20 protein-coding genes are annotated in these 22,412 nt (G+C 62.4%); 14 read left to right on the top strand and 6 right to left on the bottom strand.

All coding sequences use genetic code 11. From position 1 onward, the window contains the following. Positions 1-80: 80 nt before the first annotated feature. On the bottom strand, positions 81-1,946 hold the full coding sequence (locus R6254_RS17945; RefSeq protein WP_318408846.1) for a monovalent cation:proton antiporter-2 (CPA2) family protein: 1,866 nt from the start codon (positions 1,944-1,946) through the stop codon (positions 81-83). 631 nt (positions 1,947-2,577) lie between these two features. Between R6254_RS17945 and R6254_RS17940 the strand changes: the two genes are divergently transcribed. The 6 genes from R6254_RS17940 (at position 2,578) to R6254_RS17915 (ending at position 9,336) form a co-directional block, all read left to right on the top strand. Next, positions 2,578-3,378 carry a response regulator transcription factor gene (locus R6254_RS17940; protein WP_318408844.1) on the top strand — a complete coding sequence of 267 codons (801 nt, stop codon included), beginning with the start codon at positions 2,578-2,580 and terminating at the stop codon, positions 3,376-3,378. A gap of 38 nt (positions 3,379-3,416) precedes the next feature. Continuing rightward, positions 3,417-4,787, top strand: coding sequence for a sensor histidine kinase (locus R6254_RS17935; RefSeq protein WP_318408842.1), 1,371 nt, complete (start codon positions 3,417-3,419; stop codon positions 4,785-4,787). A 134-nt stretch (positions 4,788-4,921) separates the two neighbouring features. Continuing rightward, a complete protein-coding gene (locus tag R6254_RS17930) occupies positions 4,922-7,288 on the top strand; it encodes a Tex family protein (RefSeq protein WP_318408840.1) in 2,367 nt (788 codons plus the stop codon). Positions 7,289-7,468: 180 nt separating this feature from the next. Beyond that, on the top strand, positions 7,469-7,774 hold the full coding sequence (locus R6254_RS17925; RefSeq protein ID WP_318408838.1) for a type II toxin-antitoxin system Phd/YefM family antitoxin: 306 nt from the start codon (positions 7,469-7,471) through the stop codon (positions 7,772-7,774). Continuing rightward, the gene (locus R6254_RS17920) at positions 7,771-8,205 is read left to right on the top strand and encodes a type II toxin-antitoxin system VapC family toxin (protein ID WP_318408836.1); all 435 of its coding nucleotides are present in this window, start codon (positions 7,771-7,773) and stop codon (positions 8,203-8,205) included. The genes R6254_RS17925 and R6254_RS17920 overlap by 4 nt, the downstream gene beginning before the upstream one ends. Positions 8,206-8,208: 3 nt before the next feature. Next, positions 8,209-9,336 carry a patatin-like phospholipase family protein gene (locus tag R6254_RS17915; protein WP_318408834.1) on the top strand — a complete coding sequence of 376 codons (1,128 nt, stop codon included), beginning with the start codon at positions 8,209-8,211 and terminating at the stop codon, positions 9,334-9,336. A 106-nt stretch (positions 9,337-9,442) separates the two neighbouring features. Here the strand turns inward: R6254_RS17915 and R6254_RS17910 are convergent, their stop codons facing one another. Continuing rightward, entirely contained in the window at positions 9,443-10,132 is a 690-nt protein-coding gene (locus R6254_RS17910; RefSeq protein WP_318408832.1) for a GntR family transcriptional regulator, read from the bottom strand. Positions 10,133-10,398: 266 nt separating this feature from the next. Here R6254_RS17910 and R6254_RS17905 point away from each other — a divergent pair, with 266 nt between their 5' ends. The 6 genes from R6254_RS17905 (at position 10,399) to R6254_RS17880 (ending at position 16,085) form a co-directional block, all read left to right on the top strand. Then, positions 10,399-11,448, top strand: a complete 1,050-nt coding sequence (locus R6254_RS17905) for a TRAP transporter substrate-binding protein (protein WP_318408831.1) — start codon at positions 10,399-10,401, stop codon at positions 11,446-11,448. 75 nt (positions 11,449-11,523) lie between these two features. After that, positions 11,524-12,144: a TRAP transporter small permease subunit gene (locus R6254_RS17900; protein ID WP_318408829.1), complete on the top strand. Its 621-nt coding sequence runs from the start codon at positions 11,524-11,526 to the stop codon at positions 12,142-12,144. Beyond that, positions 12,141-13,424 (top strand): TRAP transporter large permease, encoded by a 1,284-nt coding sequence (locus R6254_RS17895; protein WP_318408827.1) that lies wholly within the window; start codon positions 12,141-12,143, stop codon positions 13,422-13,424. Before R6254_RS17900 ends, R6254_RS17895 begins: the two co-directional genes overlap by 4 nt. Positions 13,425-13,463: 39 nt before the next feature. Continuing rightward, positions 13,464-14,156, top strand: coding sequence for a DUF2848 domain-containing protein (locus tag R6254_RS17890; protein WP_318408826.1), 693 nt, complete (start codon positions 13,464-13,466; stop codon positions 14,154-14,156). Between the two features lie 33 nt (positions 14,157-14,189). Beyond that, entirely contained in the window at positions 14,190-15,491 is a 1,302-nt protein-coding gene (locus R6254_RS17885; protein ID WP_318408825.1) for an amidase, read from the top strand. Positions 15,492-15,722: 231 nt separating this feature from the next. Beyond that, positions 15,723-16,085, top strand: a complete 363-nt coding sequence (locus tag R6254_RS17880; RefSeq protein ID WP_318408823.1) for a histone protein — start codon at positions 15,723-15,725, stop codon at positions 16,083-16,085. A gap of 97 nt (positions 16,086-16,182) precedes the next feature. Here R6254_RS17880 and R6254_RS17875 read toward each other — a convergent pair whose 3' ends face one another. After that, positions 16,183-17,319, bottom strand: coding sequence for an iron-containing alcohol dehydrogenase (locus tag R6254_RS17875; RefSeq protein WP_318408821.1), 1,137 nt, complete (start codon positions 17,317-17,319; stop codon positions 16,183-16,185). 132 nt (positions 17,320-17,451) lie between these two features. Between R6254_RS17875 and R6254_RS17870 the strand changes: the two genes are divergently transcribed. Together R6254_RS17870 and R6254_RS17865 are read left to right on the top strand one after the other, a co-directional pair. After that, the gene (locus R6254_RS17870; protein ID WP_318408819.1) at positions 17,452-18,408 is read left to right on the top strand and encodes an alpha/beta hydrolase; all 957 of its coding nucleotides are present in this window, start codon (positions 17,452-17,454) and stop codon (positions 18,406-18,408) included. Between the two features lie 10 nt (positions 18,409-18,418). Then, the gene (locus R6254_RS17865; RefSeq protein WP_318408817.1) at positions 18,419-19,276 is read left to right on the top strand and encodes a YbgC/FadM family acyl-CoA thioesterase; all 858 of its coding nucleotides are present in this window, start codon (positions 18,419-18,421) and stop codon (positions 19,274-19,276) included. A gap of 18 nt (positions 19,277-19,294) precedes the next feature. Here R6254_RS17865 and R6254_RS17860 read toward each other — a convergent pair whose 3' ends face one another. From R6254_RS17860 to ygfZ, 3 genes are read right to left on the bottom strand one after another with little or no spacing between them, the layout of a single operon-like run. Then, positions 19,295-20,566 (bottom strand): MFS transporter, encoded by a 1,272-nt coding sequence (locus R6254_RS17860; RefSeq protein ID WP_318408815.1) that lies wholly within the window; start codon positions 20,564-20,566, stop codon positions 19,295-19,297. Between the two features lie 2 nt (positions 20,567-20,568). Next, positions 20,569-21,408: an NRDE family protein gene (locus R6254_RS17855; protein ID WP_318408813.1), complete on the bottom strand. Its 840-nt coding sequence runs from the start codon at positions 21,406-21,408 to the stop codon at positions 20,569-20,571. A 38-nt stretch (positions 21,409-21,446) separates the two neighbouring features. Further along, entirely contained in the window at positions 21,447-22,400 is a 954-nt protein-coding gene (ygfZ, locus tag R6254_RS17850; RefSeq protein WP_318408811.1) for a CAF17-like 4Fe-4S cluster assembly/insertion protein YgfZ, read from the bottom strand. Positions 22,401-22,412 lie beyond the last annotated feature (12 nt).

Here is a 22,412-nt window from a genome sequence, read left to right as displayed (position 1 = left end):
CTTGGGCTCCAGAAATTTGAAGTTTTGATGATGCCGCCAGGCAGCGTGCTTGTCTGTAGGGAAAAAGCCTGTCCGCCGGATCAGCGGCGGGCCGCGTCGCCGGGTTGATCCGCCACGGCGAGGGCGTCGGGCTCCATCACGTCGGCGGCTTCTTCGTTCAGCGCCTGGCCCGTGCGTTGCGGCCGGGTCAGCGGCGTAGGTGCCCAACGACTGCTCTGGAACTGCTCAATCACCTGCTGCATGTCGCCGGTCATTTGCAGTTGCAGCCGCTCGGCGTCGCGCTGGCGTACATTGTCGGCCACCTCGGCTACCTCTTCGGCCGAAAGCCCCAATTGCTTGAGAACGGCAGCGCCGAAGGCCATGGCCGATTCGAAGGTTTCGCGCAGTTGGAAGTCCACCCCCAGCTTGATCAGGTCGATCGCATGCTGGCGGTCGTAGGCGCGGGCCAACACAGGTGTCAGCGGAAATGACTGCTTGAGCACGGTGACGATCTGGCTGATCGCTGTCTTGTTGTCGACACAGACCAAGACCGCGCAAGCGTGCTCCGCACCGCTTGCGTGCAACACGTCCAGGCGGGTGCCGTCGCCGTAATAAACATTGAAACCAAAACGCGCGGCGGCCCGGATCATTTCGGTGTCGTTCTCGATGATGGTGATCTTGACGCCGCGCGCCAGCAGCGACTGGCCGACAATTTGCCCGAAGCGGCCAAAACCAATGATCAGCACGCTGTCCGACAGGTCGCCGGCTTCTTCCACAGCTTGCACGCCATCCATGTTCGGAGCTTCCGGCGTCGGTCGGACCCAGCGCAGCGCCAGCACGGCCAGCGGTGTGAGCGCCATGGAAATGATCACCACCGCCGTCAGCACGGCATTGACACGCGCCGCGATCAGTCCCGCCGAAGCCGCGGCCGAATACAACACAAAGGCAAACTCACCGCCCTGGGCCATCATGGCCGCGCGTTGCAACGCGTCATAAGAATTGGAATGCGTCAGCCGCGCCACCGCGTAAACGCCAAGCCCTTTGAGCGCCATGCAGGCCAGCGCACCGCCCAGGATCAGCGGCCAGTCAGCCAGCACCAGCGGCAGGTCCAGCGACATGCCCACACCCATGAAAAACAGGCCCAGCAAGATGCCGCGAAAAGGTTCGATATCGGCTTCCAGCTGATGCCGGAAGGTGGATTCCGACAACATCACGCCGGCGGCAAAAGCCCCCAGGGCCATCGACAGTCCGCCCCATTGCATGGCCAACGCCGCGCCCAGCACCACCAGCAGCGCAGCGCCGGTCATCACCTCGCGCGCCTTGGCGCGGGCCAGCACACGAAACAAGGGGTTGAGCAACCAGCGGCTGACGGCCATCAGCCCAATGATGGCGGCCAGTGCCGCGCCCAGAGCGACCCAGCGCGAGACGGCGCCCTCGGCCGGCACAGGCGCCAGAAAAGCCACCACGGCCAGCAGCGGCACGATGGCCAGGTCCTCCAGCAGCAGGATGGATACCATGCGCTGGCCGCGCGGTGTGGATGTGTCGCCGCGTTCGTCCAGCAGTTGCATCACGATGGCGGTGGACGAGAGCACAAAGCCCATGGCGGCGACAAAAGCCACCACCGGCTTGAGCCCCAGCAACACACCCAAGGTCGTCAGCAGGACGCCACAAACCACCACCTGGGCCAGACCCAGGCCAAAAATCTGGCGCCTCAGCTTCAGCAGCCGCGTCGGCTGCATTTCAAGCCCGATGACAAACAGGAACATCACCACGCCGAGTTCGGCCACATGCAGAATTGTCCCGGACTCGCTGAACAGGCCCAGCCCGAAAGGGCCGATGACCAGCCCCGCCGCCAGGTAGCCCAGCACCGAGCCCAGGCCCAGCCGTTTGAAAAGCGGCACGGCCAGAACGCCGGCGCCCAGCAACACCACCAAATTGACCAGCTCGCTGCTCTGTTCGACTGCCATGAAATCCCCGTGTGTGCTCCCGCTGGAGGCTCAAACACATGATCGTAGCGGACTTTGCAGAGGCGCCAAGGCAGACCTCTTCGCGGCGCACAGAACAGGTTTATCTGGGCGCAGAGTTGGCGTATTGGCGCCAGGGCGGAGGCAGCAGGTCAAACAGCGGCGTTGGTTCGCGGCGCAGCATCTGGCGGGCGGTGGCGCTGTCAAGCGACAAGGGGTCCGTGGCAAGTCTGCCCCTGGCAGACGGCAACACCCATCGCTGCAACTAGGTACCTTCTTTGCGGGAGACGCGCTTGGGCTTTTTGACCGGTGCGGCCCGCCGGCCCCATTCGCCAAGCCGAAAGAGCGCGATCAATTTGTGGCTCTGAACAAGCTTCAAAAATGAAAGGTAAAAATTTGCATCTGACGCAACATCACGCAACAAACATGAAAAATGTCACGAATTTGCGTGCTAATTGCAAGTCGACGTTAGAAAGCTCATCGTAAAAATGAGTATCTATCTATCCAAACATTCAGATTTGTAGTATCAATGGACCCTCAGTAGTAAAAAAGACTGACAAACCATTCAGTCAGGACCGTCCGCTTGATGTAAGCAGAGGAATCAAGAGCAAGAACGAGCTTGAAAGAGGGAAGCATGGAAAACGTTACCCAACCCAGCGGTTTGCTACAGCCCTCAGCCTGCGGCATTCCAGGCCTTACCCAAACCCAGACCGTGCAACCATCCCGCGAGACGGAGTCTTCACTCTGGCCTCACTTTCTGGCAGGACAACCCGGGCAACCGGTGCGGGTTCTGCTGATCGACGACGACGCCAGCATACGCAAGGTCATCGCCAATGAGCTGCTCGGTGATTTGCGCACCGACCTGGTGGCACAGGGAACCAGCGTGCGCGAGGGCCGTCGCCTGATCTCCCAGCACGAGTTCGATGTCATGCTGATCGACCTGAACCTCGGTGATGGCACGGGCTTCGAGTTGATCGAATACATGAAGTCCGTCCGCCCCATGGCCGAAGCGCTGGTGATCTCGGCCATGGAGGACGAAGATCACGCCCTGCATGCATTTGAGCTGGGTGCCACGGGTTATTTTGTCAAGAACTCCTGGTTCGGCAATTTCTCCCAGGCGGTGCTGCAGGTGGTCAATGGCGGCGCCTCCATCACACCCAGCCTGGCACGGCGGCTGCTGCACAAGCTCAATCCAGCCCACGAGAACAGCAGGCCCACCACCGAGCCCGCCGCCGACCCCATCGACAGGCTGTCCGACCGGGAGAAGGAAGTGCTGAAGATGGTCGCCTCGGGATACACCAGCGGTGAAATCGGGCTGAGGCTCACCATCAGTTGCCAGACCGTCAACGCCCACACCAAAAACATTTACCGCAAGCTGCATGTCCGCAACCGGGCACATGCGGTCAGCTACGCGGCCCGTCACGGACTCTTGTAACAAGGCCTTCCGTGATAACGGCGGCACACCAAGGCCTGGTGATAGCCAGCGCAGCGGCAGGCCTGACGCTGGCCGCACTGGCGCAATGCTTGTCCTGGCGCGCTTGGCAGCAACGCCACCACCCCCTGGATAGAGCCCTGTGCGTGGCTGCGCTGGTGTGGGCAGGGCATTTGCTGATCAGCGGTCTGGTCTATTTTTTCGGCAGCACCCGGCAATTTGCCTATGTCACCCACATCGGCCTTCAGGCGCTGATCATCTGCGTCGCCTTTTTCCTGCTGACCAGCGCGGGACTGACCGGTACTCGGGCCTATCTGGCGCTGGGCGCCTTGGCGGTGGCGGGCTTGATAGCGCTGCATTGGCGCCCATGGGGTGACAACACCGCCGTGCAAGCCTACCGCCCGGCCTGGGTCATGGTCAACCTGTTGGCCGCTGTGTTGCTGGCGCTGGTCCTGGCCTGCCGGGCCTATCTGGCCCGAAGTTACGCCAGCCTGCTTGCGCTGGCCGGTAGCGTTGTGGGCTTGGGTATTTACGTTGACGACGTGCTGTTTTCAGACAAACCCTTGTTGTCCGCTGTCCTGTTGTCGCAGCATTTTTTCGCCGTTTTTCTGCTGCTGATCTGGTATTTGGTCACACGTCAGGAGGCGCATCCCGCCTCCGCGCATTCCCAGCCGGCGAGCGATTTTCAGTACTTCACCGACTTTGACGCGATCGACGGCCCGGGGCACAGCCAGCATGCGACGGACTCGGCCGTGGCCACCGAGCGCCGCCGGATTGCGCAGGATCTGCACGATGGCGTGGGTTCGCAGCTGGTCAGCATCCTGTCGTCGCTGGACAATCACACACCTGCGCAGCGGGCCGTGGCGATGGCGCTGGAGCAAGCCCTGGTCGACCTGAAGATGACCGTGCACGCCATCGACAACGCCGGCTGTAACGTGGTGGAGGCGCTGGGCAGTTTGCGTTACCGGGTCCAGCATGCGCTGGACAAACAAGGTATCAGCATGGCCTGGAAGGTCGAGACCTGCGACGAACTTGAAGCCGTGCACGGTGCCCAAGCGCAACAGGTGTTACGGATTGCCCAGGAATGCCTGTCCAACGTCATGCGCCACGCCAATGCCTCGGCGGTCAAGGTTGTTTGCCGCTTTGTGCCTGAAACCGACTGCCTGCTGTTCGAGGTCTACGACAACGGCATAGGCCTTGACCGCAACCAAGCCAGCCAATCCGGCGGAAAAGGGCTGGAAGGCATGCGCCGGCGTGCACAAACCCTGGGCGGCGTGTTGCTGATCAAAAGCAAAAGCGGCGCCGGCACCTGCGTGCGCCTGACCCTGCCGCTATCGGCCAAACCGGCGCCGCGCGAGCTCAGCCTGCCGACCGGCATTCTGCTGGAACCGCAGATGCGGCGCCCCCACTAAGCCGGCGCTTCCCACCCCAGCGGCCAGAGCCCGCTCCCGCCATGGGAGAATGCCAAGCTACGCGCCCCTTGACGGATGCCGGGCCGCAAGTCGCTCCCGAATTGACAACCCTCTCAGACGAATTATCCTTTCTCATGCAAAAAATCATCCGCCAGATCGCGGCAGAAATCAAAGTCCAGGAACACCAGGTCAAAACAGCGGTCGAGCTGTTGGACGGCGGCGCCACGGTGCCGTTTATTGCGCGTTACCGCAAGGAAGTCACGGGCGGGCTGGACGACATCCAGTTGCGCGAACTGGAATTTCGCCTCGGTTACCTGCGCGAGCTGGAAGAGCGGCGCGAGACCGTGCTGAAAAGCATTGAAGAGCAGGGCAAACTGACGCCCGAACTCATGGCCGCGATCGCCGCCGCGCCCACCAAGCAGGAACTGGAAGACCTGTATTTGCCCTTCAAGCAAAAACGCCGCACCAAAGGCCAGATGGCCCGCGAGGCCGGCATCGAGCCGCTGGCCGACAAGCTGTTTACCGACCCGACCCTGGTGCCGCTGGAAGAAGCAGTGGCCTTTGTGAAAGCCGAAAAAAGCGAGCTGGGTGACGACTTCACCACCGTACAAGCCGTGCTCGACGGTGTGCGCGACATCCTGAGCGAGCGCTGGGCCGAAGACGCCGCGCTGCTGCAGTCGCTGCGCCAGTGGTTGTGGAGCGAAGGTTTGTTCGCCTCCAAACTGGTCGCCGGCAAGGACGAAAACAACGCCGACCACGCCAAGTTTCGCGATTATTTCGAGTACGACGAGCCGATTGGCCGTGTGCCTTCGCACCGCGCGCTGGCCGTCTTCCGAGGCCGTGGCCTGGAGATTCTGGACGCCAAGCTGGTGCTGCCGGTGCCGCCCGAAGCCGGCCAGCCCAGCATTGCCGAAGGCAAAATTGCCATCCACCTGGGCTGGAGCCACAAGGGCAGGGCGGCCGACGACCTGCTGCGCAAATGTGTGTCCTGGACCTGGAAGGTCAAACTGAGCTTGTCCATCGAGCGCGATTTGTTCAGCCACCTGCGTGAAGAAGCCGAAAAAGTCGCGATCAAGGTCTTCGCCGACAACCTGCGCGATTTGTTGCTGGCCGCACCGGCTGGCCCGCGCGTGGTCATGGGCCTGGACCCCGGCATCCGCACCGGCGTCAAGGTCGCCGTGGTCGACGCCACCGGCAAACTGGTCGAAACTTCCACGGTCTTCCCGCACGAGCCGCGCAAGGACTGGGACGGCTCGCTGCACACCCTGGGCAAACTCTGCGAGAAACATGGCGTCAACCTGATCGCCATCGGCAACGGCACCGCCAGCCGCGAAACCGACAAGCTGGCCGCCGATTTGATGAAGCTGCTGGCCCAGGCCAGCGACCGCAAGATGGAAAAAGTCGTGGTCAGCGAAGCCGGCGCCTCGGTTTATTCCGCCAGCGAATTCGCCTCGCAAGAGATGCCCGATGTGGACGTCAGCCTGCGCGGCGCGGCCAGCATCGCGCGTCGCCTGCAAGACCCCTTGGCCGAACTCGTCAAGATCGACCCCAAGTCGATTGGTGTCGGCCAGTACCAGCACGACGTGAACCAAAGCGACCTGGCGCGCAGCCTGGACACCGTGGTCGAGGATTGTGTGAACAGCGTCGGCGTGGACCTGAACACCGCCAGCGTACCGTTGCTGGCGCGTGTCTCGGGCCTCAGCAACACGGTGGCCAAAGCCGTGGTGCGCTGGCGTGATGCCAACGGCGCGTTTGCGAGCCGTGCCGACTTGCTGAAAGTGACCGGCCTGGGCGCCAAGACTTTTGAACAAAGCGCCGGCTTTTTGCGCCTGCGCGGTGGCAGCAACCCGCTGGACATGACGGGTGTACACCCCGAGACCTATGCCGTGGTCGAAAAAATTATGGCGCACACGGGCAAACCGGTGGCCGAGCTGATGGGCCGCGCCGACATGCTCAAAACCCTGAAGCCGGATCTGTTTGCCAATGAGAAATTCGGTGTCATCACCGTGAAAGACATCATCGCCGAGCTGGAAAAGCCGGGCCGCGACCCGCGCCCCGACTTCAAGGTCGCGCGTTTCAACGACGGCGTGGAAGACATCAAGGACCTGAAAGAAGGCATGACACTCGAAGGCACGGTCAGCAACGTCGCCGCCTTCGGCGCCTTCATCGACATCGGCGTGCACCAGGACGGCCTGGTCCATGTGAGCCAGCTCTCCAACAAGTTTGTCACCGACGCGCGTGAAGTGGTCAAAACCGGCGACATTGTCAAGGTGCGCGTGACCGAGGTCGATGTGGCCCGCAAACGCATCGCCCTGACCATGAAACTCGACGCCGCCCCGGCGCGCCGCGACGGCCCGCGCGACAACCGTTTTGAAAGCGCACGACCCGGCCAGAACCCAGGCCGCGGCGGCAACTACGGCGGGCAGAGCAGGGCGCCGCAGCCGGCGACTTCGACCGCCATGGAGTCGGCCTTCAGCAAGCTGGCGGCCTTGAAGAAATAGGCCGCCAAAGCCTTCTTCAAACCAGAAACAAGCCAATTCTTTGATAAAATCGGCCTGAAGCCCTTTACCCATGCGCGCAAGCAGCTACAAATTGCATAGCGAATCCAACGAACTGGCGTTGTTGATGGTCAGGAGTACAATCTAGACAGTCTAGATTTATTTAAAGGAAAGGGTACCCAGATGCAGTCATCCATCACCTCGACCCACCAAGGCACAGGCTTGCCCCAATGGCAGCTCCAGGAAGCCAAGAACCGGTTCAGCGCCGTGGTCAAGGCCGCCGCCAGCGGGTCGGCGCAGGTCGTCACCGTGCATGGGGTGCCCGCAGCCGTGGTGCTTTCACCCCAGGCGTATGAGCGCCTTGTGGCTGTTGCCGCGCCAGGCCAGAGTCTGTCGCAGGCCCTGAGTTGTCCCGAACTCGACGCTGCCGACGAGACGCTGTTCGTGCGCAACCGCACGGCCAATCCGGCGCGCGAGATTGGCCTGTGAATGCCCTGCTCGACACCTGTGTGTTGTCCGAATACGCCAAACGTGCACCGCATGCAGGCGTGATTGCATGGCTGGATGCGCAGCCCGAGTCCGGCCTGTTCATCACTTCACTGAGCCTGGCCGAAATTGAAAAAGGCATCCTCAAGCTGGCGGCCGCACAGGCCTCTAATGCCACGCGAGCGGAGCACCTCACTTTGTGGCTGGGCAAACTGACGCAGCGTTTTGCCGATCGCACCTTGCCTGTGGATGCGGCCGTGTGGCGCGTCTGGGCGCAGCAGGCAGCGCAAGCCGAGCTCCAGGGGCAAACCATCGCCCCCATGGATGGCTTGCTCATGGCCACGGCGCAATGCCACGGCTTGACCGTTGTCACCCGCAACGTCGCGGACTTTGCCCGCTACCCGCAGGTGTTTAATCCGTGGAACCTGACCTGACCCATGCAAGCCCTCCGCATTTACGCCGGTCCGACAGCCCGCCAACACATCACCCAGCATGGCCTGCGCCCGCAGGACGTGCGTGTGGTGCCGGGTGCGGCGGGCGGGCCCAAGGGGCTGGTGCTGGGGCCGCTGGACCGTTTTATTTTTGGTGACTGGCTCGCCGGCACGGCGCAGCCGGTGCACCTGGTCGGCGCGTCCATAGGCGCTTGGCGCATGGCCACGGCCTGCCTGACGGACCCGGCGGCGGCCTTCCAGCGTCTGGAGGACGATTACATCCAGCAGCACATCGAGGCGTTGCCGGGCCAGAGCCGACCCAGCGCGCAAGTGGTCAGCGAACAGTTCGGCCAGAGCCTGAAAGACTTTTACGGCGGCCGTGTGCAAGAGGTTTTGCAACACCCGCGTTACCGCCTGCACGTCGTGACCTCGCGCGGACGCCATCTGCTGGGGCGCGAACACAAGCTGCGTACGCCGCTGGGTTACCTCGGCGCCTTTCTGACCAACACCGTGCACCGCAAGGCCATGGGCGCCTGGCTGGAGCGGGTGGTGTTTTCCACCCAGAACGCGCCTTTGCCGTTTGCCACCAACGACTACCGCACGCGCCGGGTGGCGCTGAGCGAGGCCAACTTCAACCCGGCGCTGCAGGCCAGTTGCTCGATTCCCTTCATGCTCCAGTCGGTGCATGACATTCCCGGCGCGCCGCCCGGCGCCTACTGGGACGGCGGCATCACCGACTACCATCTGCACCTGAATTACGCTTCTTATTTGATAGCGGGTAACGCAGATGCAGTGGGGGCTACAGGCCAAAAAGGTTTAAGAAACCCGGCCCTGGTGCTGTACCCGCACTTCCAGAAAGCCGTGGTACCCGGCTGGCTGGACAAGGGCCTGAAGTGGCGTCACGGCGCGACCCATTTCCTCGACACCATGGTGCTGCTGGCACCCGACCCGGCCTGGGTGAAATCGTTGCCCAATGGCAAACTGCCCGATCGCAACGATTTTCTGCATTACAGCCGGGACGCCGCCGGCCGCATGAAAGTCTGGCGCAGCGCCGTGGCGGCCAGCCAGCAACTGGCGGACGAGTTGCAGGAATGGCTGCTGCGGCCAGACATGGCGCGGCTGGAAGCCTTGTGAAGCCGGCGCGGCCGCACAGAAGAATTGCTTCTGATTTGATAGCTTAAGATGCCCATGCAGCATGGGCTACAAGCCCAAAAGGCTTAAGAAAAAACCGCCCAGGCGCTTAGCGCCCGCGCAACAACGAGCCGCGAAACGACTCGATATGCTCGGCCAGGGTGCGGGCCGCCAACTCGCCATCCCCCTTGGCCAGCGCCGCAATGATTTGCTGGTGTTCGTCACTGACTTCGCTCACATGGCCTTCGGCCGACAGCGATATCGCCCAGAAGCGCTGCGAGCGCGCATGCAAAACCCTCAACACCTCGACCAGGACCGGGTTGCCTGAGGCGTCGGCAATTTGTTCGTGAAACATGCGGTCGCTGCTCATCATCTGCGCGACATTGCGGCGCGCCACGGCCGCGTCAAAGCGGCGTGCGGCGGCCTGCAGCTTTTGCAGGGCAGCCGCAGTAATCCGTGTGGCCGCCAGCCGGGCGCAGAGCGTTTCATTCACCAGGCGCACATCAATCAAATGCAGGGCATCGTCGATGGACAGCGGCGCCACCATCACACCTTTGCGCGGAATGATCTGCACCAGGCCTTCGGTGGCGAGCCGGTGCAAGGCGTGGTTCAAGGGCGTGCGGCCCAGCGCCAGGTCGCTCATCAGCGCCGCGGTGTTCAGATAGTCCCCGGGCTTGTAGGCGAGGGTCGTCAGGCCATCTTTCAGGCGCTCGTAAGCCTGGGCATTTTGCGATGGTTCTTCGCTGCGCCGGCGTGTGCGGACAGGGGCAATTGGACGGATGTCTTCTGGGTCTGGCAACTTTTTCCCCGTGCGTCGGCGAGCTGAATGAGTAGGGATACTACCATCTGGCTGACTGGCATAAAAATCGCATAAGATTCATCTGAAGGGTCAGTGAAATTTCACAACTCCTTCATAATTCCCTGAAAACGTGCGTCTGGTACGGGATTGGTGCGGCTGATTGGCCGCTTCGAACCCAAGCAGAAGGCCAGCACCCAATGTGGTGCGCCACGCCTGTTTCGGGGCATTCGTTCTATTTGTTTTTTACGATTACTTAGGAGTTATTCATGCAACGTCGACTGCTGTCCATCGTCCTCGCCGCAACTGCGGCCCTTGCGGGCAATGCTTTTGCCCAAGACCTGCCCACGGTCAAACTGAAGGTGGTTGGCGGCCTGAGTAACCTGAGCCTTTATAACGACTACGAAAAACCTTTCTGGACGCAGAAGATCCCGCAAGCCTCAGGCGGCAAGATCACGGCCGACATCAAGGGCTTCAATGAAATGGGCATCAAGGGCCCCGAGTTGCTGCGTCTGATGTCGCAAGGCGTGATCGAATTCGGCACCTCCACCCTGGCCTACTTTGCCTCGGACGACCCGATCAACGAAGCCATCGACCTGGCCGGCCTGGCGCCCGACGTGAAAACGGCGCGTGCCGTGACCGAAGCCTTCCAGCCGGTGTATGACAAGTTCTACAGCCAGAGCTCGGGCATCAAGGTGCTGGGCATGTCGACTTATCCCGCACAAGTGCTGTTTTGCAATGCCGAGATGAAAAGCTTGGGCGACCTCAAAGGCAAAAAAGTGCGCACCAGCAGCCGTACCCAAGCCGAATTCGTCGAAGCGCTGGGCGGCTCCAGCGTGACCATGCCTTTCGGCGAAGTGGTTCCGGCCATGCAAAACAAGGTGGTGGATTGCGCCATCACGGGTTCGCTCTCCGGCTACTCGGCCAAGTGGTACGAGGTTTCCACCCACCTGGTGGCTTTGCCCATCAACTGGAACCAGCAAATCCACGCCGTCAACCAGAAGGCCTGGAACAAGCTCGACCCCAAGGTGCGCAACCTGATCACCGTGCAGTACAAAACCCTGGTGGACGACATCTGGACGGCAGCCGCCGCGCAAACGCAGGAAGGTTATGACTGCAACACCGGCGCCGCCGCCTGCAAACAGCCGGTCAAGGGCAAGATGGTGCTGGTCCAGCCTAGCGAAGCCGACCGCGTGCTGCTCAAGAAGGTCTTGCAGGAATCGGTCTTGCCCAAGTGGGCCGCACGTTGCAGCGCCAGCTGCGTGACCGACTTCAATGCCACGGTTGGCAAGGTGGTCGGTCTGACCGCCAAAAAGTAAGACACCCGGTCTTCCAAGCAGCCCCGGGCCCGCCAAGGGCCTGGGGCTCTTTTCAACGATCCTCACTCCTTCACCATGACGCACCCGCATCACTTTTCATTTCTCGGCCGGCTCTCGCGGCTTGCCGAAAGCTTCTCACTGGGCGCCGTCTGGGCCGGTGGCGCGCTGACCCTGGCCAGCGTGCTGCTGATCTCTTTTGACGTGCTGGCGCGCAAATTCCTCGGCTTCAATACCGGCGGCGCCGACGAACTGTCGAGTTATGCCTTCGCCATCAGCACCTCCTGGGCGCTGGCCTTTGCCACCTTGCAACGCGCCAATGTGCGGGTTGACGTCTTGTACCAATACCTGCCGGTGCGTCTTTCGGCCGTGCTGGACTGGCTGTCGTTGGTGGGGCTGGGTGTTTTTATGGTCGTCTTGACCTGGTATGCGATGGATGTGGTCGGCACCTCCTGGCTGCAAAAATCCACCGCCAACACCACCATGGCCACGCCGCTCTGGATTCCCCAGGGTTTGTGGTTGCTGGGTCTGGGCTGGATGTGTGTGGTCGTGGCCCTGATGCTGGTGCGCGCCTCGCTGGCTTTTGTCACCGGCGATATTGAACTGGTCAAGGAAATCTGCGGCGTGCGTACGGCGCAGGAAGAAGCCGATGAAGAAGCCGCCACCGGCGCCCGCATTGTGAATGGAGCCGCCGCATGATCGCCACCGCACTGGTTTTGTTGCTCGCCCTGATTGGGCTGAGTATTCCCGTCGGCGCCGCCCTGGGCCTCTTGGGCCTGACGCTGGACCCACTGTTTTCCTCCTTGCCCCTGACGCGCGCCATCGGCGAGTTGTCCTGGAGCACCAACAATGAGTTCCTGCTGGTGGCGATTCCGCTCTTCATCATGCTGGGCGAGGTTTTGCTGCGCGCCGGTTTTGCCGAGCGTATGTACACCGCCATGAGTCTGTGGCTGTCCTGGTTGCCGGGCGGGCTTATGCACGCCAACATCGGCGCCTCGACACTGTTCTCGGCCACCTCCGGCTCCAGCGTGGCGACGGCCGCAACGGTCGGGACCGTGGCCTTGCCGCAGATCAAACGTTTTGGCTACAACGAGCCCTTGTTCCTCGGCAGCCTGGCGGCCGGCGGCACCCTGGGCATCTTGATCCCACCGTCGATCAACCTCGTGATGTACGGCGTGCTGACCAACTCCTCGGTGCCCAAGCTTTACCTGGCCGGCATCATCCCGGGCTTTGCGATGGCGCTGCTGTTCATCCTGACCGTGATCATCGCCTGCCTGATCAAGCCGTCCTGGGGCGGACAGAAGATCCACGCCACCTGGGGCGAACGTATGCGCAGCCTGGTGCATCTGGCGCCACCCATGGGTATTTTCCTGCTCGTGGTCGGCTCCATCTACGCCGGTTTGGCCACACCGACCGAGGCCGCGGCCCTGGGCGTGCTGGGGGCGCTGATTCTGGCCGCCGGCTTCGGCAGGCTGAACTGGGGCATGTTGCGCGAATCGATAGAGGGCACCATGCGCTCCACCGCCATGATCATGCTGATCGTGATCGCCGCCAGCTTCCTGAACTTTGTCATGTCGGCCACCGGTCTGACCTCGGCGCTGACCGACTCCATCACGGGTCTGGGCCTGTCGCCGGCCTGGATGCTGCTGATCGTGGTGATCTTCTACCTGGTGCTGGGCTGCTTCATGGAGACCCTGTCCATGATGATCACCACCATCCCCATCGTGGCTCCGATCATGATCGGAATGGGTTATGACCCGATCTGGCTGGGCATTCTGATCATTGTGCTGGTCGAACTGGCGCTGATCACACCGCCCGTGGGCCTGAACCTGTTTGTGGTGCAAAGCCTGCGCAAGACCGGCTCCATGAACGCGGTCATCGTCGGCTCCCTGCCTTTTGTCGCGGCCATGTTCGTGATGATCCTGCTCTTGTCCCTGTTCCCTGACCTGGCGCTGTGGCTGCCACGCGTCTTTGGGTAAACAGCATCCTTTTTATCTCCCCTTATTTTTATCTGACTCATGCAAACCGAATTTCACATCATCTCCGGCACCACGACCCGCAATTTGACGGTCGACATTTCCACCCTGGTGGTGGCGGGCTGGGCCGGCCGCGACCGGGAAGCCATCGAACACCACATTGAAGAGCTGGCCGCCATTGGTGTGCCGCGTCCCAGCAACGTGCCGCTGTATTACCGCATCGCCAGCAACCAGCTGACCCAGGCCGACACCGTGCAGGTGGTGGGCCCCGATTCATCAGGCGAGATCGAAACCTTTGTTTTCTCCGCTGACGGCGAGTTGTACGTCAGCATCGCCTCCGACCACACCGACCGCAAGCTGGAGTCCCACAGCGTGGCCTTGTCGAAACAGGTCTGCGCCAAACCGGCCGGTCGCAGCGCCTGGCTGTATGCCGACGTGGAAGCCCATTGGGACGAGCTGCTGATCCGCGCCTGGATCGAAGAAAACGGAGATCGTGTGCTCTACCAGGAAGGCCCGCTGTCCACCCTGCGCACACCGCGTGATCTGATCAACGGTTACCTGGCCGGCTCCGCGCACAGCCGCTTGCCCGACGGCACCGGCATGACTTGCGGTACCGTAGGGGCCATAGGCGGCATCCGGCCGTCTACCGTCTTTGAGATGGAATTGCACGACCCCAAGCGCAATCTGTCGTTGACACATCGTTATACCGTCGAAGTCCTGCCCGAAGTGGCTTGATTCTTTCCACGTCGATTCACTGGAGACCGCCTCATGACAGCATCTACCACCCGGCTTGAACAAGCCCTGGCCGCCATTGAGGCGGCCGGCGACGAAGGCCGCCGCATCTTCACCCAGGTCTATGCCGGCTCGGCGCGCGAAGCGGCGCAAGCCGCCGATGCGCGCGCCAGCCGCGGCATCGCCTTAAGCGCTATCGACGGCCGCATTGTGTCCATCAAGGACTTGTTCGATGTGGCCGGCGAGACAACCACGGCCGGCTCGGCCTTGTTGCGAGGCGCGGCGCCTGCCGCCGCCGATGCGGTAGTGGTGCAGCGCCTGCGCAGCGCGGGTGCGGTGATCGTCGGCAAAACCAATATGACCGAGTTTGCCTTCTCGGGCATAGGGATCAATCCGCACTACGGCACGCCGGGCAACGCCCATGACGTGACACGGATCCCGGGCGGCTCCTCCTCCGGTGCCGGGGTGTCGGTGGCACGCGGCATGGCGGAAATCGCGATTGGCTCGGACACCGGTGGTTCGGTTCGTATTCCTTCGGCGCTCAACGGGCTGGCCGGCTTCAAGCCATCGCAGTCGCGTGTGCCGCGCACCGGCGCCTTCCCGCTGTCCTTTTCCCTCGACACGGTCGGCCCTTTGGCCCGCAACGTGGCGGACTGCGCACGTACCGATGCGGTCTTGTCCAACCAGGCCTGGCAGCCGCTTCCCCAGCGCACGGCGCGCGGCCTGCGGGTTGGCGTGCCGCGCGGCCTGTTGTTCAGCCAGGCCGAAGACACCGTGTTGGCCGCATTCGAGGCCGCGCTGTCGTCCTTTTCCGCGGCCGGTGCCCGCATCGGCGATGAGTCGCTTGACGAGTGGCTGGGCGCGCCGTTCCGCCTGCAGGAGCGCGGCACCCTGGTTGCCGCCGAAGCGGCCTACATCCACCACGCCACCATCGACACCCGCTCAACCGAGTACGACCCTGTGGTGCTGGGACGCATCCGGCGCGGCATGACGCTGGACGCCGCAGCTTATGTCGGCATCCAACAGGCGAGGGCACAGCTGCAGCCGGAGCTGGATACACGCCTGGCCGACCTGGATGTATTGGTGCTGCCCACCGTGCCTTTTGTGGCACCGCGCATAGACGTACTGGCCGACGAAGCCGCCTTCAACCAGGCCAACGGCCTGGTGCTGCGCAACCCCTCGGTGTTCAACTTCTATGATCTACCGGCGATCTCCTTGCCCTTGCCGCGCGCGGCAGGCGAGCTGCCTGTTGGCCTGATGGTGGTGGGCCGCAGAGGGCAAGACCATGCCTTGCTTGGTGTGGCGGCGGCACTGGAAGCACTGCTCGCAGCAGCTTGAAACCAAGGGTGGCACAAGCCCCCTTGAGGCGCAGCGTCACGCTGTTGACGCTCCTTTATTGATAGCTGTCTGCGCAGCACATGCGGTGGCTAGAGCCAAGTTTTATTATGAATGACGGTCTGGTTCAGCAGGTGAATTCATCACGTCGCGAGCGCAGTTTTTTGAGCAGCTTTTGGCGACTAAATCTGGTCGCAAAAAATAAGCAAAAAATTTAGAGACAATACGGTACTGGTGAAATATCTCAACCAGGTAAATAAAAAAGGAAATTCAAAAATGGCAACTGCGAAAAAAACAGCTTCTAAGGCTAAAACAACGGCGAAGAAAGTCGTGGCTCCTGCAAAAGTAATGAAGCCCGTGGTCAAGGCAGCCGCCAAAAAAGCGCCTGTGTCCAAGATCGCCAAACTCGTTGCAAAACTCAGCGCCAGCATCGCCAAGCTGAGCGAGCGCAAGGACAAGATCAACACAGAAATCAAAGCTCTGCGTGATCAGCGTACCGCCTTGAAAGTGGTTCCCGTGGCTGCTCCTGCCGCACCCGCTCCTAAAGCAAAAGCTGCAGCGCCAAAGAAGGCCGCCAAGCCTGCTGCCAAGAAGTAATCTTCTTGAGCAACTCTGTTGCTTCGCAGAAAAGGCCCTTCGGGGCCTTTTCTTTTTTCCAGTTCAGCTTTGCTGCAAGCCGGGCGCGAACCCCGCCTTAAAGCGAATCCGCCAACATCGCCGCATATTCATCAGCCGTCGCAATCCGCGGATTGGTCTTGTGGCAATGATCGGCCATGGCGCCGGTGATGATCAGGGGGAACTGTTCACGCGTCACACCCATGGCCGCCAAACCGGTGGGCAGGCCGAGGCGGGCATTCATGTCGCTGATCGCCTCCGGAATGTCGTTGCCCGAGGCCAGACCCATGGCCTGGGCCATGCGTTGCAGGCGGTTTTCTTTTTGAATCGATTCGGCGCTGGCATTAAAACGCACCACCGCGGGCAAAAACATGGCGTTCAAGGTGCCGTGGTGCAGGCGCGGATCGACGCCACCCAGGCTGTGGCTTAAGGAATGCACGCAGCCCAGGCCTTTTTGAAAGGCCATGGCGCCCTGCATGGAGGCGCTCATCATGTTGAGGCGGGCTTCGCGGTCGCTGCCGTCGCGGGTGGCGCGTTCGATAAACGCCCAGCCGCGCTGCAAGCCATCCAGGCCAATGCCATCGGCCGGCGGATTGAAGGCCGGGGCCATGAAGGTTTCCATGCAATGCGCAATCGCGTCCATGCCGGTGGCGGCGGTCAGTTTGGCGGGCAAGCCCAAGGTTAGCTCGGGGTCGCAGATGGCGGTTTTGGGCACCAGGTGCCAGGAGTGAAAACCCAGCTTGCGGTGGTCGTCCACAATGATGATGGCGCCGCGCGCCACCTCGCTGCCGGTGCCGCTGGTGGTGGGCACGGCGATCAGTGGCGCGGCGCGGTCGGTGATTTTCAGCGAACCGCCTTCGATGGTGGCGTAGGTGGTCAGCGGGCCTTCGTGTGTCGCGGCGATCGCCACGCCTTTGGCGCAATCAATCGCCGAGCCGCCGCCGACGGCGATCAGGCCGTCGCAGCCGCTGGCCTTGTACATCGCGGCCGCGGCGCGCACTGCAGCTTCGGTCGGGTTGGACGGGGTTTGGTCAAACACCGTGACCACCATGCCGGGCAGGGCGTCCAGCGCCTTTTGCAAAACACCTGCGGCCTTGACGCCGGCATCGGTGACGATCAGGGGTCTGGTGATGCCGACCCTTTCACATTCCTGCTTGAGCAGTTTGATCGCGCCATATTCAAACTGGATCTGGGTCACGTAGTAGATGAAGGCCATGGGATGTTGTCTTTCCGCGTTGTACGATTCGGTCAACCCTACTTTAATGGCTGGAGAGTCCTTGATAAACAAGCAAACCCTGATCGCCGTCACTTTGGTGATAGCAGCGCCGGCACCGGTAGCCTTCGTCTGATGAGCTATCCCGCCGAGCCGCAAGACCTGCTGACCCCGGCCATGCGCGACGTGCTGGTGCGTATGGCACGTGCGAATCGCCCACCCTTGCACACCTTGTCCCCGCCGCAGGCCCGCCTGGCCTACGAAGCCGGCGCCGGTGTGCTGGAAATCCCGTCGCCCCCGTTGGCACGGGTGGAGGACTTCACCATCCCGGCGCGCGACGGTTATGCGCTGCCGCTGCGCCTGTACGCGCCTTCACACGATCGCCTGCCGGTGCTGATGTATTTCCATGGCGGCGGCTTCACGATAGGCAGCGTGGCCTCGCACGACATTTTGTGTCGCCAGCTCAGCCACCTGGCCGGCTGCGCCGTGATCTCGGTGGATTACCGGCTGGCGCCTGAGTACAAATTTCCGACAGCTGCCAACGACGCCTGGGATGCCCTGGCCTGGCTGTCTTTTCACGCGGACGACCGCGGCCTGGACTGCAGCCGCCTGGCGGTTGGCGGTGACAGTGCCGGCGGCACCTTGGCGGCCGCCTGCGCCATCCAGGCCCGAGACATGGCGCTGCCGCTGGAGTTGCAACTGCTGTTTTACCCCGGCTGCGCGCCGCAGCAGGACGCGGCTTCGCACCGGCGTTTTGCCCAAGGGTTTGTGCTGGAGGCCTCGCACATAGACTTCTTTTTCGGCCAGTACCTGCGCAGCCCGGCCGACCGGGACGACTGGCGCTTTGCACCCTTGAGCGCGCCGGATGTGGATGGCGTGGCGCCGGCCTGGATAGGCCTGGCCGAATGCGACCCGCTGGTCGACGAAGGTGTGGCTTATGCCGATAAACTGCGCATGGCCGGGGTCAGCGTTGACCTGGAAATTTATCGTGGCGTGACCCATGAATTCATCAAGATGGGCCGCGTGATCGTCGAGGCACGGCAGGCGCATGCCCATGCGGCCCACGCCTTGCGCAACGCATTTGCCAAATAAAGTGAGTGATATGAAACGACAGGACTTCCGATTTTTCCACCGTCTGCGCGTGCGCTGGGCCGAGGTAGACATGCAGAAAATTGTCTTTAACGCGCATTACCTGATGTATGTCGACACGGCCATGGCCGACTACTGGCGCGCGCTGGCCCTGCCTTACGAGCAAGCCATGCACCAGCTGGACGGTGACCTGTATGTCAAAAAAGCCTCGGTCGAGTACCACGGCTCGGCGCGTTATGACGACCAGCTCGACATCGGCCTGAAGTGCACGCGTATAGGCACTTCGTCCATGTTGTTCACCGCCGCCATTTTTCGTGGCGACACCTTGCTGATCACCTGCGAGCTGATTTACGTGTTTGCCGATCCGGCAACCCAGACCTCGCGGCCGGTACCCGACGCCTTGCGCCGCATCCTGACAGGTTTTGACGCCGGCCAGCCCATGGTCAAGGTCAAGCTCGGTTCATGGACCGAGCTGGGCACCGAGGCGGCCGCCATCCGCACCGAGGTGTTTGTCCAGGAGCAGGGCATTCCGATAGAGATGGAGTGGGACGAGGCCGACAAAACCGCGGTCCACGCCGTGGCCTACAACGGGCTGGGGCAGGCGATTGGCACCGGCCGCTTGTTGCAAGCAGCGCCTGGTAGCGGAAAAATCGGCCGCATGGCGGTCAGCCGTGTCCTTCGGGGTTCCAGCCTGGGGCGCGAACTGCTGCAGGCGCTCATGGCCCAGGCCCAGCAGCGCGGCGACACCGAAGTCGTGTTGCACGCCCAGCGCAGCGCCGAGGGTTTTTACAGCCGCCTGGGGTTTCAGCCGCGCGGCGAGCCTTTTGACGAGGTGGACATTCCCCACATCGAAATGGTCAAAGCCCTCTAAGCGCTGGGCGCGCCACCGTCAGGACGACGTGCGCCGACCCAGCAGGAACAAGGCAATCGCGATCAGCTGAACCAGTGCTGCGCCCATAAAGAACAGCATTGTGTTCTGCCCCAGGTGTAAATCCTGGCCGCCAGAAACCGCCAGCAGGATGCCGAAGACCATGGGCGCAAAAGCATAAGTCGCCTGGCCCATGGCAACGATCAGCGCGACCACGCGAGACACATCCTCCTTCACAAATTCGACCTGCGCGATCAACGGCGGCAAGGAGGTTGCATTGCCTATGCCGGCCCCAAACAAAACAACACCCAGCAAGATCAGCCCGGTCTGCGACTCGTTCGCGACCAGCAACAACAGGGAGCCGAGCAACTGGACGGCATAACCGGCGCAAACCACCAGACGCCTGTCCGCGGTGACGGGCATGGCCCAGGCCACCACCGAACGCCCGGCAATGGCGCAGGCCGTGGCCAAGCCCATGGTCAGGCCGGCATATTGCGCGCCCAACGCCGGCACCAGCAGTGAAAACATATGAGCCAGCAGGCCAATTTGCGCAAACAGGCCGGCGGCCATGCCCGCTGCCAGTGTCAGAAAGCGACGGTCGGTCCAAAGCTTTTTCCCCGGCAACGGGCGAGCGTGGGGCGAGGTGACCGTGCGCGAAGGCACGCCGGGCAAGTCGCCATCCGGGGCCTGACCCAGCAAGGCCGGTGTTCTGGCAAAGGCCCAGCGGGCCAATAGCGCCACGGTCACCACCATCACCCCGCCCACCAGCAGGGACGCGGTCTGGAAGCCGGCTTTGGCAATCAAGAACACCCACAGCGGCGAGAAAATAACGCCGCCAATGCTGGCTCCGTTGTAGGCTTTCGCCAGCGCCATGGGCCGCGCGTGCACATACCAGGGCGCAACAATGGCATTGATCGCCGCGGCGCCCATCATCACCCAACCGCCACCACTGAACAGGGCGGCCAGAAACAACTGCCAGGGCTCGACGGCAAAAGCCCAAGCCATGACACCCAGGGCGGTCGCAACGGCGCCTGCCGTGGTGACGGTCGGCAATCCGAAGCGGCGATACAGACGCGGCAAATTTGCCACAACCATCGCACCAAACAGAAAGTGCACGGTCACGGCGCTGGAGACCAGGAACAGCTGCCAGCCGGTGCGCTGCATCACGGCATGAAGAAAGATGGGCGGGCCGTAAAAACCAACACCCCAGCCGAACACGGCCATGACAAATGCGGCCCTGACTACCCAGGCTCCGAAGAAGGGACGCGGTGCTTCAAGAGGGATGACCGGCATGCTCAGGTGTTAGCGGGTGACCAGGCTGTGTCGGACCAGGTCAGCCGGCACTGGCGCTCCAGCCGCACATCCGACGCGGCATAGGCATGCGTGGTTTCCTGAATCGACACCTCCCAAGGCCAAGCCGCTGACGTAATTGCGGCACGGGCTACCAGCAGGGTGCTGCAACGCGTGCCGTAGCCATGTTCGGGAAAATCGACAAAAGCGCTGGACAAGGCCTGCTCCAGTGCCAGCGGCACACCGGTGCTGGGTAAATGTTCGTGACCGGCGCGTTGTCTATCCAGCAGGGCAGCCCAGAGTCCGGCCTGCAAGCTGTCCTGGTCCGTCGCGGCCAACGCGGCAACCACGGCCTGTTTCAGAGCCACGGTTTTAGGCCAGGGCGTGTCCAGCGCGCCATTGGACAAGCCGTAGACACCGGGGCCCAGTGCGCGCGACTGCCAGCCGGGGCCGGGCTGGTTGCTGAGCCAGTGCCAGGATGTGTTGGCGACATCCCCAACGATCAAATTGCAGGCGCCGTAAGCCGCGCCTTCGGTTTGCGCCATGAAGCTGGCCGCGTCCATGTTGCCTTTCAGCCAGCGTGTGACCAGCTCGCCCCGCGTTTTTTCGCCAGCAGAGGGCTGAGGCCCGCGCACATTGGTCAACATCGCCACGCGGCCACCGGGCGTGACGCCCAGCCAGGTGCCGCCGGCGCGCAGGTCTCGGCCGGAAATGATCTCCGTGCCAGCCTCGGTGCGCCAGCGCGCCAGGGGCTGGGTGGGTCGATCCAGGAATTCATCGCGGTTGGCGGCAATGACCAGCGGCCAGCGCGCCGAAGCCCCCAAGGCAAAAGCGATCAAACACATGCTCTAGTCCCCACGATGGCCACGCCGTGCGCTGCGCACTAGATGTCTTCGAGCAGCGGATAAGGCAGCGGCAACAGCGCCAAAGCCGGACCGCTGGCGCTGCCCAGAGTCAGGTGGCCGTCTTCGGTATCGGCTGCGGCAGCGGTCTGCATGGACACAATCACGTCGAAACCGCCGGCTGGATGCGGAGCGCAGGCCGCCACCAAGCCGCAAGGCTGTTCCGCATCGCCCGCATGGAACACCTCCTGCCCAACCGTCGGCTGGCCCTGGGTGCGTGCCAGATAAGCCCGGCGCTTGAGCGTGCCGCGAAACTGGCTGCGCGCCACAATTTCCTGGCCGGGGTAGCAGCCTTTTTTGAAGCTGACGCCGCCCACCGATTCGTAATTGAGCATCTGCGGCACAAAGGCCTCAAAAATTGGCTGCGTGATCATGGCAATGCCGGCCTGCACCCCCAGCCAGTGCCAATGGTCCAGCGCCAGGGCCGGTTCCGCCGGGGCGGGCGTTCCGCTGGGTGCGCACCACAAGGCACGCGGCTGGCCGGCGCCGGGGTATAAAAATACCAGGCTTGCAGCATCAAAATCGGCCTTGACCCATGGTGGATGTGCGCCACCAGCTATGGATTCGATAGCGTTTCCTGTCAGGCCGAAAAGGGCGTAATCGGCCGTCGCGTCGCTGAGTTTGGCTTTGGCGCGCAGCACAAACATGGACAGGCGTTTCAGCGTGGCCGGCAAAATATCGCGGCTGCAGACCAGAAGGATTTCTTCGTGGCTGCGTTTGAAAACAATAAAGCTGGCCTGCATACGGCCTTTGGCGTTGCAAAAAGCCGCCAGACGCGCTTCGGACAAACCCAGCAGGACGACGTCTTGCGTGAGCTGGCCTTGCAGGAATTTGGCGGCTTCTTCACCGGCCACGCGGATCACGCCCAGGTGGCTTAATTCGGCAACGCCGGACAAGGTGGAGGCAAGAGACAAATCAGTGGGGAGGGTCAACATGGGCTGAATTAT

The sequence above is a fragment of the Polaromonas potterensis genome (genome assembly GCF_033446725.1).
Lineage (GTDB): Bacteria > Pseudomonadota > Gammaproteobacteria > Burkholderiales > Burkholderiaceae_C > Polaromonas.
Note: the sequence above shows the minus strand (reverse complement) of the source record. Positions and strands in the feature narration are given on the sequence as shown.

Coding starts and splice junctions, on each gene's coding strand:
- R6254_RS17870 (WP_318408819.1), top strand. CDS start 17,452: ATGAGCTATCCCGCCGAGCCGCAAGACCTGCTGACCCCGGCCATGCGC.
- R6254_RS17855 (WP_318408813.1), bottom strand. CDS start 21,408: ATGTGTTTGATCGCTTTTGCCTTGGGGGCTTCGGCGCGCTGGCCGCTG.
- R6254_RS17875 (WP_318408821.1), bottom strand. CDS start 17,319: ATGGCCTTCATCTACTACGTGACCCAGATCCAGTTTGAATATGGCGCG.
- R6254_RS17865 (WP_318408817.1), top strand. CDS start 18,419: ATGAAACGACAGGACTTCCGATTTTTCCACCGTCTGCGCGTGCGCTGG.
- R6254_RS17915 (WP_318408834.1), top strand. CDS start 8,209: ATGCAAGCCCTCCGCATTTACGCCGGTCCGACAGCCCGCCAACACATC.
- R6254_RS17860 (WP_318408815.1), bottom strand. CDS start 20,566: ATGCCGGTCATCCCTCTTGAAGCACCGCGTCCCTTCTTCGGAGCCTGG.
- R6254_RS17900 (WP_318408829.1), top strand. CDS start 11,524: ATGACGCACCCGCATCACTTTTCATTTCTCGGCCGGCTCTCGCGGCTT.
- R6254_RS17905 (WP_318408831.1), top strand. CDS start 10,399: ATGCAACGTCGACTGCTGTCCATCGTCCTCGCCGCAACTGCGGCCCTT.
- ygfZ (WP_318408811.1), bottom strand. CDS start 22,400: ATGTTGACCCTCCCCACTGATTTGTCTCTTGCCTCCACCTTGTCCGGC.
- R6254_RS17885 (WP_318408825.1), top strand. CDS start 14,190: ATGACAGCATCTACCACCCGGCTTGAACAAGCCCTGGCCGCCATTGAG.
- R6254_RS17925 (WP_318408838.1), top strand. CDS start 7,469: ATGCAGTCATCCATCACCTCGACCCACCAAGGCACAGGCTTGCCCCAA.
- R6254_RS17930 (WP_318408840.1), top strand. CDS start 4,922: ATGCAAAAAATCATCCGCCAGATCGCGGCAGAAATCAAAGTCCAGGAA.
- R6254_RS17890 (WP_318408826.1), top strand. CDS start 13,464: ATGCAAACCGAATTTCACATCATCTCCGGCACCACGACCCGCAATTTG.
- R6254_RS17940 (WP_318408844.1), top strand. CDS start 2,578: ATGGAAAACGTTACCCAACCCAGCGGTTTGCTACAGCCCTCAGCCTGC.
- R6254_RS17895 (WP_318408827.1), top strand. CDS start 12,141: ATGATCGCCACCGCACTGGTTTTGTTGCTCGCCCTGATTGGGCTGAGT.
- R6254_RS17945 (WP_318408846.1), bottom strand. CDS start 1,946: ATGGCAGTCGAACAGAGCAGCGAGCTGGTCAATTTGGTGGTGTTGCTG.